The sequence below is a fragment of the Bradyrhizobium sp. SPXBL-02 genome (genome assembly GCF_051853065.1).
Classification (GTDB): domain Bacteria; phylum Pseudomonadota; class Alphaproteobacteria; order Rhizobiales; family Xanthobacteraceae; genus Bradyrhizobium.
The window spans coordinates 636,239-651,273 of sequence record NZ_CP182474.1; the positions used below are offsets into that span (position 1 = coordinate 636,239).

The following is a 15,035-nucleotide window of genomic DNA, read 5'->3' on the forward strand; positions in this document are numbered from 1 at the left end:
GTGCAGCACAGCGCCGATGTCTGCCTTGGGTCAACCTGAGACCTTGAACCGATGGCTGGCTACGTCTGGTTCACCGCCAACTCCGGACTTCCAACCGGCAACCGAGCATGGCAGCAACGGGCCATTTTCGGACTTATGCAGTGCAGCAAAATGCCTTTACTCTCGATCATCTCTTGCGAACCATGAACCAAAATCAATCGATGAAGACAAACCTTCATCGAGATTGCATTGGAGTTCGCTCCCGAAGGTCACTCGATACATGCCTCTTGGACATTTTACATCGCTAAGGAGGTAGTCCCATGCCGATCGTTCAATTCACTCGCTTCAAAACCGACAAGCCCGAGGAAATGACCAAGGTTGTGGGGCGGGCGAAGAAAATCTTCGAAAAACACGGCGCCGAATTTCTTCGGCTGTCCCGTTTCCACACTGGCCATTGGGCAGGAGAGTTGCTGGTTACGACGCGCTACGCCAATTGGGAGGTCTACGGCAAAGTGCAGGAGGCCGTGGCAAAGGACCCGGAGTTCGCGCAGGTGATGGCTGACGGGTTGAAGATTGCCGAACTACAGGGCCGTAACATCGCTGTTAGCATCGATCTCTAGTCCGGGCGCCACCCGGCGGCAAACCACTTTAAGCGCGGAGGCCGCTGGACATATTGCCAGCGGCCTTTTTTCAATTTTGGGCGCCCTCGCCGACCAATGTCGGCTTGGGGTCCAAAACGCGAAGAACTCATGTTGATCAAATCTGGTTCGCTTTGGCTCAAGGAGCGGACTACCGACCGCCGAGGCGCAACTTCGCCGATGGGCCACGAGCTGAGGTTCGCCTGTTTGGGTCCGCCACCGCGACAGTCCTCTAGGCGCGCGCCCATTCGGCCGCCTGCCGCACGTGCTGCTTGAGCATTAGCACGTCGAACCCATGGACGAGAATGCGATGGCCGCGACGAAGATTGCCTTGCGTCTGTTCCCTCGTGAGCGCGGCCGCGCCAAGTGCGATGCCAGTCTTCAGCACCGCCTGCTCCACGTGGTGGACTGCGTCGAGCAGGATTGGCGCGTCAAACTTGCCTGGCACGCCGAGTTCAGTCGAGAGGTCAAACGTTGCGATGATCATGTAATCGATACCCTCGACTTCACAAATGTCCTCGATGTTGTCGACGGCGGCCTTGGTCTCGATCAGAAGGCCGCAAACGATCTCGGGCCCGCGCTTGGGCAGATAATCGTGCAACTCGACACCCCAGCGCGAGTGCGCAATGAAGGGGCCCCAGCCGCGCCGCCCGTGCGGCGCAAAGCGCGTCAGGGCGACACAATCGGCGGCCTCCGCGGCGGTCCGCACTAGCGGAAACATGATGCCCTCGGCGCCGGCATCGAGCGCGGGTTTCACAAATGCTTCGTCGGGTTTGGAAACGCGCACCCATGGCGAGCAGGCGGTGCCGGCAGTCGCCGCGATCATCGCATGTAGATTCTCCATACCGGTCGGCGCATGCTCCTGATCAATCACAAGCCAGTCCGCACCCGCTGCGGCGATAGCCTGTGTCACCACGGCGGACGGGATCAGGCACAAGAATCCACCTAGCCGATCCTTGGTCTTATGGATACGATCCTTCATGCTGCTCACGGCGGTGCTCCTTGGTTAAGCGAACGCGGTTGGCACAGGGTCAGCGCTTTGCGGCCAGAAGTCATGAAATGGCGCTAAAAAGTTTCAGAAATGGTTTTGAAACGAGCGGGTGATGGCGACGAACTACCGATTTGGGCAGTTTCGCCTTGATGCGGATTCGGAGGTCTTGTTCCGCGGCACCGAAGTAACTGGGCTCGGACGCCGGCCTGTCGCCTTGTTGCGCGTGCTCGTACACCACGCGGGGGCGCCCGTCTCCAAGGACGCGCTGATAGCTGCGGCGTGGAGGGGGCTTTCGGTCGAGGAGAGCAATCTCCCGGTGCAGATAGCCGCGCTGCGTCGGGTCCTGGCCGAAGAGGCAGGCGGCGAGACCTGGATCGAGACGCTGCCACGCCGCGGCTACCGCTTCGCCGGCCCTGCGGTCGCGGTCCAGTACGAAGGTGCTATGCCACCCGCGAGTGCAACTGCAGGGCAAGCTGCAGGCGATCCGTGTGGCGAGCAGCCGTCGATCGCGGTGCTGCCGTTCGCAAATCTGTCTGGCACTCACGACCAGCAGTCTTTTGGCGACGCCATTGCTGACGACATCATCACGGCACTGACACGCTTTCGCTGGTTCTTCGTTGTCGCGCGCCAGTCGAGCTTCGCCTTCCGCGATTGCAAGATCGATGTACGGGAGATCGCGAGCCGGCTCGGCGTGCGCTACGTGTTAGAAGGAAGCCACCGCCAGGCTGGAACGCGCGTCCGGATCACCGCGCAGCTCATCGATGCCGCGAGTGGCAGCCACATCTGGGCGGAGCGCTACGAGCGCGACCTTGCCGACATCTTCGCGATCCAAGACGACATTGCCGACAGCGTAGTCGGCGCAATCGAACCGGAGCTGCTCAAGAGAGAGTCGCGTGTGAGCGCCGCGTGTGCGGGCGATATGACCGCCTGGGATCTCATACGGCGCGGTATTTGGTATTTCCACCATGTCGCGCCGGATACACATGTGCAGGCGCGCGATCTCTTCCGCGCGGCGGCGAAGCTGGAGCCGCGGTCGCCCGATCCGCACATTTGGCTCGCTCGCGTGTCGGGCGGGATTGCGCTGTGGGGTTGGAGCCGGGAGCCCGAGGCCATTTGCCAGGAAGGTCTCAGCGCGGCGCTGACCGCGATCAGCCTCGACGAGAAGAACCCTTACGCCCATTATGGCCTGGCGATCACAAGCTGCGGCGCGAACCGGCTGAATCAGGCCGAGCGGGCCGCTGAGCGAGCGATCGCTCTCAGCCCGAGCTTCGCGCTCGCCCATCTCGTCTGCGGCATGGCTACTCTCTATCTTGGCAAGGCCGAGGAGGCGAAGTCAGCACTGAAGCATGGGCTGCGACTGAATATACACGATCCTCACAATTTCGTCTGGTTCGACTTGCTCGCGCTTGCACACCTATTCACGGGTGAGATCGAACGCGCCGTCGAAGCTGCGACGCAGGCCCTGAAGATCCGGCCGGCATCGAACCTCACGCTCCAAGTCATGGCAATATGCGCTTCCGCGAGCGGGCGGGCGAACGAGGCCCGACAATGCCTGACCGCCGCCCGTCAGGTTTCCGCTCACCCCATCGCGATTCTTGCTCCTCTCAAGGCGCGCAATCCGAAATGGCGCGATGAGATCGAACGGCTGCTTCACAAGGCCATGGAAAGCTGACGAACGGCAAGGTTCCCGCATACCGAAGAATGCTGATAGCTTCTGCTCAGGGTCAACCTGAGACCCTGAACCGATGGCTGGCTACCTCTGGTTCACCGCCAACTCCGGTCCAACCGGCAACCGAGCATGGCAGCAACGGGCCATTTGCGGACTCATGCAGCGCAACATCACTCGATCACTTGGTCGACGCGAGCGAGCAACGAAGCTGGAATCTCCATGCCGAGCAGTCTCGCGGTCTTAAGATTGATGAGCAGTTCAAACTTAGTTGGTTGCTCAACCGGCAAGTCGGCGGGCTTGGCACCTTTGAGAATTTTGTCCACATAGTCGCCGCTTAACCGGAAGAAGTCGGTGATATCCGCTCCATAGGACATTAGACCACCCAATTCCACAAACTCCCTGCCCATTGCGATCAGCGGCAGCCGGAGCTTTGCGGCGAAATCAACAATGCGTTTTCGTTCGGCGAAAAGCATCGGGCTGGGAAATACGATGAGGGCGTCAGCTCCTTCATCTGCAATCGCGGAGAACGCCTTATCCAATTCGTCCGGCCCCCGCGCGGCGGACAAACGAAGCTGCAAGCCCAAGGTCTGTGCCGCCCTTTCTGCGTCATTCATCATGTCGTTCATGGTGCGCGCGCCATACGCGCCGGGATGCCACAACGCTGCGACCCTGACAATCATGGGAAGCGCTTCCTTGAGTAGAGCGAAACGCTTAGGAACTAGTTGCGGGCCAAGGAAGGTCAGTCCCGTGGTATTACCACCGGGTCTCGCGAGACTAGCGACAAGCCCGTCACCAACGGGATCGCCCATTACCGCAACAACAATCGGGATAGTGGTAGTTGTTCGCTGTACGGCACGGCCGGCCACCGAGTTGGAGGCCACGATGACGTCGGGATTGAGACCGACAAGTTCGCGGGCCAACGCTTGGAAACGTTCGATCTTCGAGTCCGCTGCTCTGACTTCTACGATCGCGTTCTGACCCTCGACATAGCCGTGTTCGCGTAAACCTTGGTAGAAAGCTTTAAGAGTTGCCCGCGCCTCCGGAGACTCAAGAGCCCCCGTGACCAGGAAACCTATCCGCGCGACTTTCTTGGGCTGCTGGGCTATCGCCGCAATCGGGCAGACCGTAGCGCTCGCAAATGCAGCAATGAAATCGCGTCGGCGCATATTCTCGTCCCAGCGAACCTCACAGAAAAGTCGCACGCTATCGAACTTAGCATATCGTACCGGGCCCGTATGTGCTTTCGTTGCATCTGGGATGCCACACTCCTTCTGCTATGGGTCTTGGTTGTGTGCAAACAGATAGGTCGGCACGCGACCGCGGTCGCAATCATTGCAGGCGGCCGATGTTCTCGCGTCGGATCGTCCAATGACCGGCCAAAGTAGGTATCGCGACGCGGTATTGCGCTTTTGGACGCACTTTCCGGGCTTCAGGCGGCGCGGATGGCTGCAATCAGGCGCGGTTTGCCGACGATGTTCATCACCCGTGTGAGGTTATAGGCGAGAACGTGCAGCGCCATTTCGGCGGCGACGTTCCGTAGGCGCTTCATCAGGAAGTGGGTCGCCCCCATACGGGCCTTGATCGTGCCGAAGGGATGCTCGACCGTCTCGCGCCGCCTCCGCATGGCGTCGGGGTCGGAATCGAGCCGTCTCTGGACCTCCTCGACCACATGCTCATGCTCCCAGCGTGTGATGCGGCGCTCCTTGGACGGCGTACATTGGCTCTTGATTGCGCAGCCTTGGCACGCTGCTGTCGACCAGTAACGGCGCAGCGTCATTCCATGCTCGATGTTGGTATAGCGATAGGGCAGCACCTGGCCGGACGGGCAACGGTAGACGTCCTCATCAGGCAGGTAGGCGAAGTCCTGTTTGCCGAACCGACCCTCCGCCTTGGCGTTCGACGTCATCGGCTTGGGCAGCGTGACTGCAACGCCAGCCTCTTCGCAGGCCAATATCTCCTCTCCGTCGAAGTAGCCACGGTCGGCGACCGCCTCGAGTTTGTCCACTTCGAGCACTTCTTTGGCCTGCTTCGACATCCGAGCAAGCTGCCCACGGTCGTTGCCGACGTTTATGACCTCATGCGTAACAATCAGATGGTGTTCGGTGTCCACCGCGACCTGGACATTGTAGCCGACGACACCCGATCCGCGTCCGCTGGTGGCCATCGAACGGGCATCCGGATCGGTCAGCGATATCTGTTGATCCGGCGTGTTGCGCATCTGCGCATCGAGCACTTCCAGGCGGCTCATCTCCTGCTTCAGCCGAGCAACCTTTTCCTTGATCCTCGTCGTCTTGATGCTGATCGCTTCCGATGGCTCCTGCCGATCGGCGCTATCCAGTTGACGCAGATATCGACCGACGCTTTCCTCGATCTGCGCCATCCGCCTCGCCATCTTGGCATGCGTGAAGTTGCGATCGCGATTGTTCACTGCCTTGAACTTGCTGCCGTCGATTGCGACGCTTGGGGTCTGCAACAGGCCCATTTGCCGGCATAGCGCAACGAACTTCGCACAAACCCTCCGAAGCGCCGCACCATTGTCCCTCCGGAAATCGGCGATCGTCTTATGATCGGGAGCCAGGCGGCCGATCAGCCACATCACCTCGATATTGCGGCACGCCTCACGTTCCAGGCGGCGACTGGATTGCACCCGATTGAGATAACCGTAGATGTAAAGCTTCAGAAGGACTGCTGGATGATAGGAAGGCCGGCCCGTCTCCTTGGCGATCACACCCTCAAATCCCATTCCATGCAGGTCGAGCGCCTCGACAAACACATCGATCACATGGACCGGGTTGTCGTCGTCTACCCAATCCTCCAGACATTCCGGCAAGAGCGTCAGCTGGGATCTGTCCGCGCCTTCAACGAAGCGTCCCATCCGTATCCCCCATCAGGAAACGGAGGAATCCTAGCTGACTCGTGGCTTTTCACACAGCCAGGGTCAAAAGGGCCGTTTTGACCAGCGGTCAAAAGGTTTTGACCAGCGGTCGGACGCTTCCGGTTTACGCCCGACTCCGGACATCTCGCCGCGACGCACTAACGGGCGATGGGCCACAAGCGGAAGTCGATTGTTAGGGCGCTGCTGCGCGCTTCCACGCGGTTCGAAGCGTCATGCCGTTCGGCGTTCGGGGATTATCGAATTTGAGTTCGTCGGAGGATAGCAGCGTGATGGTTCTCTTCTGATTGGGAATAGCCGCAACGTTCGCGTAAGTACTGGCGGCAAGGTTGACCACCATCACCTTAGTCTGCTCGTCAATGGAGTAGGTGCCGTAATACGCGATGCTTGATGCGACGATACTCAGAGCTTCTTCGGGCGTGGCTTTGGCACGGTCGTTGGCCGCAATCTTCGGGATTTCTGCACTTGATTGAAATAGCGAGAAGTGGCCGTCGTTCGAAAATATGATTATCCCCTTTGGGGAGGGACCGAACGGCTCTCCTTTTTTGCCGTCGTCCATCTCACTGGTAACAGACACTAAGGACCATGCGCCGACAATCGCATCTTTAGCCGACTTCTCCTGACCAAATGCGGTCCCCGACAGGATGAAGCCGAGTGCAATGGTGACGAAAAGCCTTTTCATCGTAATTCTCCTTTTTGTAAGTATAAAATTGTGAGCCGATACCGACATCAACGCAAGGTCGAAAGGTCGGCTTCGGGTCAAAGGCTGCCCTCGGCAGCCTGCGCTACCTTGGTCGGCTCACCTTCCGGAAGCGCGCCCTGAGCATAGGTAGCAACGGGCCAAAGGCAGACATAGATCCGACAGATATCAGATAAAGCCTTCGATGTACTCTCGCACCGCACTTGTGTCGCCAGCCGCGGCAGCACAGATGCCAAATGCATGGATTTCATGAGGCAATGCGCTGCTTCGGCTCTTGACGATATCCGTCATTATCGAAGAAACCGCCTCGCGCATACGGCCGGCGCTTAGAAGCGCGAGCGCAGCTTCCTTGCTCCGTGTAAGATGTTCTTCTCGTGTTAGCATTGAAGGCAGGTCGCGGGGTGACGACGTAAAATAGGTTGTTCCTTACTAGTTTGGCAGTCAATCCCTTGAGAGTGCCAAAGGAACGGAGCCCAACGCGCTATGCTATCGCAGGATGTCCGTTGAGGAGCGGTGAACGGACCTCGGGCGGATGCCTCTGCCCATGCCTCGTTGGATACGAACTTACATGCGACGGGCCCAGTGGCTGCCGACATCATTGACGCAAAGCAACAATCAGCGTCCAGCAAGTCATAAAGATTAGAATTAGAGAACCCACCGTCCAGAGTGTTGCGCGCGTATCGTGAGTCATTGCCGTGAAATATGCGGCAAAATGCAATAGCCGCGAGACCGCGTAACCGTACAGCAGCCATTGCGTGAGCGCTATTGATGGCTCGGTCAAGATGAAGAGGAATCCAGCGACTAGGAAAAACGGCAAATTTTCGAGATCGTTCAGCTGAATTCGCCGGATGCGGTCCACATATTCATTTGGTGCTAGTTGTTCTGAGTTTGGATGTGGGTTGAGGATGGTCTTCTTGATGTCCTCGGGTGAGCGAAATCCGCCTCTTACTTGCATCATTCGAACAACCGTCAACCACGACATCATGAGAGCTTTGAGAACCATGATGGAGGCAGCGATCGCATAGGTACGAAAAAGCGGATCGTGAAAGCTGAGCTTGTCCATGTCGCATCGCCTTCGTTTTGCTCGGTCATTCAACCACAAAGAAGCGGGGAGCGGCTAGGCCTCAAAGCCCGCTTCGGGTCAGAAGCTGCCCTTGGGGGGCTGCTTCACCTTGGTCGACTCGTCTCCTGCAGGCAGACGTTTCGGCTCTTCGAGCACAGGTCGGCAACGGGCCATAAGCGGAAAGTGGCCTGCTCCTCGATTGTCTTGTATGCTGCTCATTTTGGGGGGAGCCATTATGGCAGACATCAAGCCAGACGAAGTTCCGCCGCACATTCAATTAATTCAGATGGGGCGCGCCCACGTCGTCGCGAGGACGGTTTACGCAGCGGCCAAGTTGGGGTTGGCAGATCAACTAGCTGCCGCACCGAAAAGCGCGGCAGAACTTGCCGGACTCCTGCAGGTGCATGCGTCTTCATTGCACAGACTCATGCGTACCCTGGCGAGCCTGGGCGTTCTTACCGAGCGCACAGAGCAACGTTTTGCTTTGACTGCATTAGGCGCTGCGCTGAAGACCGGCGCGCCCGGCTCGGCACGAGCATCCGTAATTTTTTCCGGCAATCCGTCGTCACAAAGTGGTTGGGATCAGGTCCTCTATTCTATTGAGACGGGCCGCCCCGGCTTTGAAAAGGCGCATGGCGCCGCGTTTTTTGACTACCTGGCCCATCATCCCGAGGAAGCATCGCTATTTAGCGAGATGATGGTCGGTCTAAACAGTCAGGAGCCCGCAGCTGTCGCCATGGCTTATGATTTTTCCGTTTTCGATACCATTGTTGACGTCGGCGGTGCGACCGGCAACATGTTGGCGGCCGTCCTCTCCCATCATGCTGGGCCGCGGGGGATCTTGTTCGACCAGCCGCACGTTGTGACGGATGCACCGAATTTACTGAAGGCCAGAGGCGTGAGCCACAGGGTGACGATCGAGCCCGGCGACTTCTTTAAGAGCGTTCCCATCGGCGCCAACGCTTACATTCTTTTTCACATCATCCACGATTGGGACGAGGACCGATGCCTGACTATCCTTGGGAATGTTCGCAAGGCAATGAAAGCGGACGGTCGGCTGCTCCTTGTTGAAATGGTGCTACCCCTCGGAGACACTCCGCATCCGGGCAAAATCCTCGATATGAGTATGCTCGTCAGTGTTGGAGGTCAGGAGCGAACAGAGGTCGAATACGAGACACTCTTGAGCAAGGGTGGTTTCAGACTCACGCGGGTCGTCTCGACTAGTTCGGCTGTGAGCGTTGTGGAGGCTATGATGGCATAGGTGCGAGCGGATAATGGCCGCCGCGTCTGCTCTGGGTCAAAACGCGAAGAACTCAGGTTGAGCAAATCTGGTCCGCTCTGCTGCGATAAGCGGACCTCTGTGAGACCCAGCGCGGCTTCGCAGATGGGCCAATAGCAGACATGCATTGTCATCGGAACTAAGTCATGGCCGTGAAGCCGAGCAGGTCTGTTCTCTCACGGGTTAGTCTGCGCAGCCGCTCTTAGGCGATTGCCAATGTGGGGATGACATACCCCAGTAGGTATAAGGTTCGACCCTTCCATCTCATAGCTAAAAGACCGCGCTTAGGTTAGCCTACCAAAGAAAGTCTTAAGCGAGGAAAGGATACCGCATGAGCCGCCTTCTCGCGCTTTTCTTTGCAAGCCTCGCCCTTCTCCCCGGAGCGGCTCGGGCCGACTATCCGGCGAGAGCGATTACCCTCATAGTTCCCTATGCGGCCGGCGGATCGAACGACACCCTGTCTCGCATCCTGGCCGAGCACATGTCAAAGACGCTGGGCCGGCCCATAATCATTGACAACGAGCCCGGTGCTGCAGGCACCACGGCAGCAACGCGCGCTGCCCGTGCGGCACCTGATGGGTATACGATCATCATGGGTAACATGGGGACGCACGGCGCTGCCCCAGCACAATATCCGGACCTAAAATACGATCCCATCAATGACTTCGCGCCCATCGGTCTCGCAGCCGAAGTACCTGCTGTCATCGTCACTCGAAAAGACTTCCCTGCGAACAGCCTCGCCGAGTTCATCGCGTATCTCAGAGTAAAGCGCGATAAGGTCAATGAAGCTCATGTCGGCGTCGGAGCGCCTACCCATCTCTTCTGCACGCTATTGCAATCAATGCTTGGCATCCAAACAGGCCGCATCCCTTATCGCGGCGGCGCACCAGCGATGAACGACCTGATGGGCGGCCAAGTTGATTTCAGTTGTATTTCGTTGAGCGGCGCCATCTCCCAGATCCAGAGCGGAACCCTGAAGGCGATCGCCATCGCGAGTCCGCACCGCGCCGACGTCATCCCTAACATTCCGACGACCGTGGAAAGCGGTCTCCCCCAATTCGTCGTCTCGACCTGGAATGCGATCTTCGCCCCCAAGAATTTGACGCCTGAAATACAATCCAAGCTAAACAACGCCTTGAACAAAGCACTGGATGACGAAGGGACGCGCAAGCGACTTCTCGACATCGGATTTGTCATTCCCGATGCCGCAAGGAGGACACCGGCGGCTCTCGGCGAATTTGTCGCAAACGAGGTACCTCGCTGGGGCAAGGTCGTGACCTCATCCCCAGGCAATAATTAGAGGGGTAGATCATCCGAGGGCCAACGTCTGCTAAGGGGTCACAAGCAGCCGTCGAAGTGAGCACGACACCGGGTCCGGTCTGCTCTGCCGATAGCCGACAATCCGACGTTTCAGCGTTGTTCGGCTAAGGGCCAGAAGCGGAAGTGGGATAACTAGGCTGAGAGGGCGCCGCTTACTATTGTTCGAAGTTGAAACACAGAAGATCGATTTCGGAGTCGGCAAGATTGGCCCGGAAGAATCTGCACATATACTGAGTCTGTATTCTGCTTGCGCGGTTGGGGTCCGCCTCGGTCAAGAAGATGCATTTTCTGCAAGTATCTGCATGGTGACGACCACCGCGCGCGTCGAGTTGCTTCAACATCTCTCGAAGCAAATCGCGGAATTTGTTTGCGCCAAGTTCAAGCGTAGCAATGGCATGGACCAGTTGTGTGATAGGATCGCTTAAGAGGGTTTTTTCTCCTAGCTGGGTTACATCAAGAATCACCGAGCGCTTGTCTTGATCGGAACTTCGGCGCCGAAGGTAGCCCTTGTCTTCGAGACGCTTGACAGTCTGAGAAGCGGTGGGCCGAGTTGTCCCTACGAACTGGGCTAACGCGGAAGGGGTCCGCGAGAACCTGTTTGCACGCGCAAGAAATCGCAGTGCCATCCACTCTCGATCACGCAATCCGTTAAGTGCATCATCGAACTGCCAGCTGCCCGTGGCCTGAATTAGCAGGTCGACGGCCTCCCGAGCTGCCGTAATCATCCTCGCCCCTCTACTATGCCTCTGGTAATATCACCGATCAGAGCGAGCAAGGCACGAAGAAAAAGACCCCACGTCTACATACGAAGGTTTGCAATCAGTGCTTGCGCGGCACGCCGACTATCATCTGCAATATTCCTAAGAGGCTCCATCCTTACATGAGCCTGACAGCGCTTGCGGACTCGGGCGCGAGAACTCAGGATGTAAGAAGTCGGGAGCAGACATTCGCCGACGGCATGAGTCTTCAAACGATTTCACCGGGAGTCGCAGGCGGCCCCAAAAGCCAGTCGACCTTCCACTGCAGTGGAGCAGATCGAAGCCGGCAACCTGTTGGCGCGTGGGCGAGCTGCGGTTTGCTAGGCACTGTACCTGCAAGTGTCGTTGCCGTTGCAAGATGGAACGGGCCCGGAATAGAAGCAGCGATGCCCGCGACAATGGACTCTCCCAACGGTGTCTCTGCAAGCGTGATTGTCACCACAGATATGGCGACTACAAGGACCGCGGTCACTCCGCGACTTGAAATATGCTTCGTCACGGGCGAGCCCTCAAAACCGAAATGAAAGGTTTGGGACAGTTCGCTTCAATTTAGCACGACGCAACCAATCTCGTGCTGCGTGTCCGTCCTGCCAACTCTATCCTGATCAGCACGATCGTAATCGGCTTCTAGGCCTTCAGGATCTTGTCCGGCAGTCAGGAGCTGTTTCCGCATTTCAGCGAGACGGGCGCGGCAGTATTCGCGATAAAGCAGATCGAATATAGCGGGCATCGTTGCCCCCGTCGGTTTGAAAATTTTCGCCACCAGTGTGTACTAGCCCGTTGATCGCTCCCGAAGCGCCGGAATTGCGATCGCTGACTTTGTCGTCTCAAGAAGCAACAGGGCCACTTACCTAAGATGTATTCTATTAGCCTTCTGTTTCGGCAATACTTCGTGAAACAACTCAAGATCGCGACTGCGCGCATAAAAATCCAACTACAGCGCGAATTGACTTTACCAGTAGCTGCGAGCGTGGTCGGATGCAACGCCGACCGAGATACTTTGAAAGCTGTCGTTGCCAACGCAGCCATCGGACCGCATCAAGGACGGTCCATCAAGATATGCAAGCTCAAGCCAGTGGAGGCGGTCTTAATTCATCTTGCGGCGAAGCTGTCTGATGATCTCCCTGAGCTCGGCGGCGTACTCCTCAATGATGCGCCGCGCCTCCTCCAGCCGGGACGTCCTGGTTTCCTTATCCTCGGTCTGTTTGTCGGGGTCGGGCATGGCTCAATGTTCCGGCGGGGTGATGCGCGCCGCTTGAGCCAGATCAAGCCTCTGAGTCGTCCCGCATGGGGAACGGCTCAAGGGAATGGCCCTCCTAGAGGCGAACCTTACTCGTCGAAAACGACCCCGATCTGACCGTCCTTTCGCCAAAGAATATGGCAGCGTCTCGAAGTGCCATCCGAGGTTATCGCGAGCACGAATTTGTCTGGGAACCAAAGCGGGCCGTGCGCTTGGATGCGGGCACCGGTCGCGGAGATATCGCGAACGGTGCAATCAACAGCCGATGAGCCAAACAAGATTTGCCCGGCCTTAAGAATACGACGCCGCTGAGAGGATCGGTCCTGCATGGAAGGAAGCTCCCACCAATCTCTAAAATGTCTTCTAAAGAAGTGATTTTGGCCGAATATCCCCCACGTCTGCATGGGTCAAAGGCTGTCTTGGCCCGCTCAGGTCGTTCTGTTCGGGTCATCTACGGATAGCGGACGTTGCGGCGCTTCGGGTTAAGGTCGGCCACGGGCCAACAGCGGAAGTCGGGCTGGTCCGCGGAGTGAAGTCCCCCGTCCGTAGGCGAGAATATGCGCGCGGGCGGGGCCACCGAACACGGACGGAGATTTAGAGCGCGTCGTGGGACATCTTCCAGACAGCGGTTAGAATTTGCCGTGTGTTCTCGAACACTGCTGCAATTTCGTATGTAAAAAGGAAGAACGCGCAATAAAACACACCTGGATGGTCGTCGCTCCAAAGTATGAGCCTGCGGCTTAGCGGTATCCGGATTTCTTTCCGGCACACCGTGAGAGTGGCGAGAGTGCCTATAAGGGCGCCGACCACAACGTCCGACGGATAATGATAGCCGAGGTAGATGCGCGGCATGCAAATTACGACAAGGCCGTACAAGATCACGAGCCAGCCCCATCGGCGCCATATCAAGTGCACCCCAACGGACAACGCAATAGCAAAAGCGGCGGTGTCGCTCGGGAAGGAGCTCCAATTCCACAAAGAATCACTCGTGACGTTATAGGGCAACGTGAAGGTGACCGCGGGATCATGGATCGGCCGTAGTCGAAAGGGAACGACAGACCTGGTGATCTTTGTCAGCAAGAGTGCCGCGACTGTCGCCGCAAGTGTTGAAATAACCAGCTCCCGGCGCAGCTTCTGGTCCGGGTCACGCTGGAACCAAGCCAACCACAAAAGCGATGTCACGAGAGCCCCCTTGAACACGGCTTGGTCGGCCAAGAAAATTAGCGCCGAATCAAAGATCGGGGAGCGGTGCGCGAAACCGTTGAAAAGTTCTAAAAGATACTGATCAACAGGGTTCACATGCAAATCTCCTTCCCGTTCAGCCAACAACGGCACCTAAGTGGAGCACAGGGCCTGCTCTTGGGCTAGGGCAATGTCCAAGTTGGGTCAAAACACGAAGGACTCAGGCTGAGCAAATCTGGTCCGCTTTGGTGCGAGGGGCGGACCTCTTTCAGACGCGGCGCAACTTCGCAGTTGGGCCTAAACCCCACATGGGCTCTGAGGATCGAAGCTTCGCCTCCAGGCCAGTGGCAGATATCGTTCCGCGTTGCTCTAGACCACTTTCGCGGCGTTTCTCACCAGGGTAAGAAACTGTCTCACGGTTGCTGAGGGATCGCCGCGGCGCGTTGCCAGACTTAAGCGTGCGGTTGGTGGTATGGACGTGCTGACCCGCCGATAGGCAACACCTTCGATGTTCATTCGCTGAAGGGACGACGGCACAAAGGTAATCCCGAGACCGGCCGCAACGAGGCTCAGCGTCGAACCGATACGAGGCCCGTGCTGCGTTGATGCACCTAGATTGCCAACGTTGGGATTGAAGCCTGCGGCGCTGCATGCAGCGATGATAGTATCATACATGCCCGTGCCGGGCGGGCCATATAGGATGAAGGTCTCGGGTGCAAGGCGTTTTAGCGGAATCGCGCTATCCCTCGCGACTTTCGCGAGTTGATGATCGGCCGGGAGGGCAACCACCATTGGTTCGTCGAGCAGCCGCTGGATTGCGAGTCCATGTGCATCAGCGGGTGCTGTGCGAATGAACGCAACATCCATTCGCTCGTTGCGCAAACCGTCCAGCAGTTCATTGCTCAGCGATTCCTCCAGGGTGAGTGATACCTTCGGGCAAGTCCTGCTGAACGCCCGGATCGAACGCGCAACAAGCGGATGAAATGATGACGTCGAAGTCACACCGACGCATATACGCCCCAGTTCGCCCCGCGCCGTGCGCCGCGTCGATTCAACGGCTCTCTCAAGCTGCGCAAGGGTGGCGCGAGCATCGTCGAGAAAATTCGAGCCCGCGTCGGTCAGTTCCACGCCGCGAGCCTTGCGACGAAGCAGCTGCACGTCGAGCTCTCGTTCGATCGCCTTGATCTGTTGGCTCAACGGCGGCTGTTGCATTCCGAGCCGCTCGGCAGCCCTGGTGATGTGGCCTTCCTCGGCGACGGCGATGAAGTAGCGCAAGTGCCTTAATTCCATAGCCATATCCAAAACATATGGATTTCCCCTCTG

Annotated in this window: 14 protein-coding genes; 4 read left to right on the forward strand and 10 right to left on the reverse strand. The window is 57.8% G+C overall.

The features are described 5' to 3' along the window. Positions 1-299 precede the first annotated feature (299 nt). Positions 300-599, forward strand: a complete 300-nt coding sequence (locus tag ACNJYD_RS02955) for a hypothetical protein (protein WP_018642713.1) — start codon at positions 300-302, stop codon at positions 597-599. Positions 600-849: 250 nt separating this feature from the next. Here the strand turns inward: ACNJYD_RS02955 and ACNJYD_RS02960 are convergent, their stop codons facing one another. Further along, complete coding sequence (locus ACNJYD_RS02960; protein ID WP_439367575.1) at positions 850-1,599, reverse strand: HpcH/HpaI aldolase family protein; 750 nt, start codon at positions 1,597-1,599, stop codon at positions 850-852. Between the two features lie 121 nt (positions 1,600-1,720). On the opposite strand from ACNJYD_RS02960, the gene ACNJYD_RS02965 reads away from it, so the two are divergent. Further along, positions 1,721-3,280, forward strand: coding sequence for a winged helix-turn-helix domain-containing tetratricopeptide repeat protein (locus tag ACNJYD_RS02965; protein ID WP_439365305.1), 1,560 nt, complete (start codon positions 1,721-1,723; stop codon positions 3,278-3,280). 167 nt (positions 3,281-3,447) lie between these two features. On the opposite strand, the gene ACNJYD_RS02970 is transcribed toward ACNJYD_RS02965, so the two are convergent. From ACNJYD_RS02970 to ACNJYD_RS02985, 4 genes are all read right to left on the reverse strand, one after another. After that, positions 3,448-4,443 (reverse strand): ABC transporter substrate-binding protein, encoded by a 996-nt coding sequence (locus tag ACNJYD_RS02970; RefSeq protein WP_439365306.1) that lies wholly within the window; start codon positions 4,441-4,443, stop codon positions 3,448-3,450. 263 nt (positions 4,444-4,706) lie between these two features. Then, positions 4,707-6,152, reverse strand: coding sequence for an IS1182 family transposase (locus ACNJYD_RS02975; protein WP_439365307.1), 1,446 nt, complete (start codon positions 6,150-6,152; stop codon positions 4,707-4,709). Between the two features lie 193 nt (positions 6,153-6,345). Continuing rightward, the gene (locus ACNJYD_RS02980; protein ID WP_439365308.1) at positions 6,346-6,852 is read right to left on the reverse strand and encodes a lipocalin-like domain-containing protein; all 507 of its coding nucleotides are present in this window, start codon (positions 6,850-6,852) and stop codon (positions 6,346-6,348) included. Positions 6,853-7,465: 613 nt separating this feature from the next. Next, on the reverse strand, positions 7,466-7,933 hold the full coding sequence (locus ACNJYD_RS02985) for an MAPEG family protein (RefSeq protein ID WP_439365309.1): 468 nt from the start codon (positions 7,931-7,933) through the stop codon (positions 7,466-7,468). A 235-nt stretch (positions 7,934-8,168) separates the two neighbouring features. Between ACNJYD_RS02985 and ACNJYD_RS02990 the strand changes: the two genes are divergently transcribed. Both ACNJYD_RS02990 and ACNJYD_RS02995 read left to right on the forward strand, forming a co-directional pair. After that, on the forward strand, positions 8,169-9,194 hold the full coding sequence (locus ACNJYD_RS02990; RefSeq protein ID WP_439365310.1) for a methyltransferase: 1,026 nt from the start codon (positions 8,169-8,171) through the stop codon (positions 9,192-9,194). 349 nt (positions 9,195-9,543) lie between these two features. Further along, positions 9,544-10,512 carry a Bug family tripartite tricarboxylate transporter substrate binding protein gene (locus ACNJYD_RS02995; protein WP_439365311.1) on the forward strand — a complete coding sequence of 323 codons (969 nt, stop codon included), beginning with the start codon at positions 9,544-9,546 and terminating at the stop codon, positions 10,510-10,512. Positions 10,513-10,687: 175 nt separating this feature from the next. Here the strand turns inward: ACNJYD_RS02995 and ACNJYD_RS03000 are convergent, their stop codons facing one another. From ACNJYD_RS03000 to ACNJYD_RS03020, 5 genes are all read right to left on the reverse strand, one after another. Further along, positions 10,688-11,257, reverse strand: coding sequence for a MarR family transcriptional regulator (locus ACNJYD_RS03000; RefSeq protein ID WP_439365312.1), 570 nt, complete (start codon positions 11,255-11,257; stop codon positions 10,688-10,690). 1,120 nt (positions 11,258-12,377) lie between these two features. After that, on the reverse strand, positions 12,378-12,512 hold the full coding sequence (locus tag ACNJYD_RS03005; RefSeq protein ID WP_439365313.1) for a hypothetical protein: 135 nt from the start codon (positions 12,510-12,512) through the stop codon (positions 12,378-12,380). A 107-nt stretch (positions 12,513-12,619) separates the two neighbouring features. Beyond that, positions 12,620-12,934 (reverse strand): PilZ domain-containing protein, encoded by a 315-nt coding sequence (locus tag ACNJYD_RS03010; protein WP_439365314.1) that lies wholly within the window; start codon positions 12,932-12,934, stop codon positions 12,620-12,622. Positions 12,935-13,124: 190 nt separating this feature from the next. Further along, positions 13,125-13,829 (reverse strand): phosphatase PAP2 family protein, encoded by a 705-nt coding sequence (locus ACNJYD_RS03015; RefSeq protein ID WP_439365315.1) that lies wholly within the window; start codon positions 13,827-13,829, stop codon positions 13,125-13,127. 252 nt (positions 13,830-14,081) lie between these two features. Then, on the reverse strand, positions 14,082-14,987 hold the full coding sequence (locus ACNJYD_RS03020; RefSeq protein WP_439365316.1) for a LysR family transcriptional regulator: 906 nt from the start codon (positions 14,985-14,987) through the stop codon (positions 14,082-14,084). Positions 14,988-15,035: the final 48 nt, after the last annotated feature.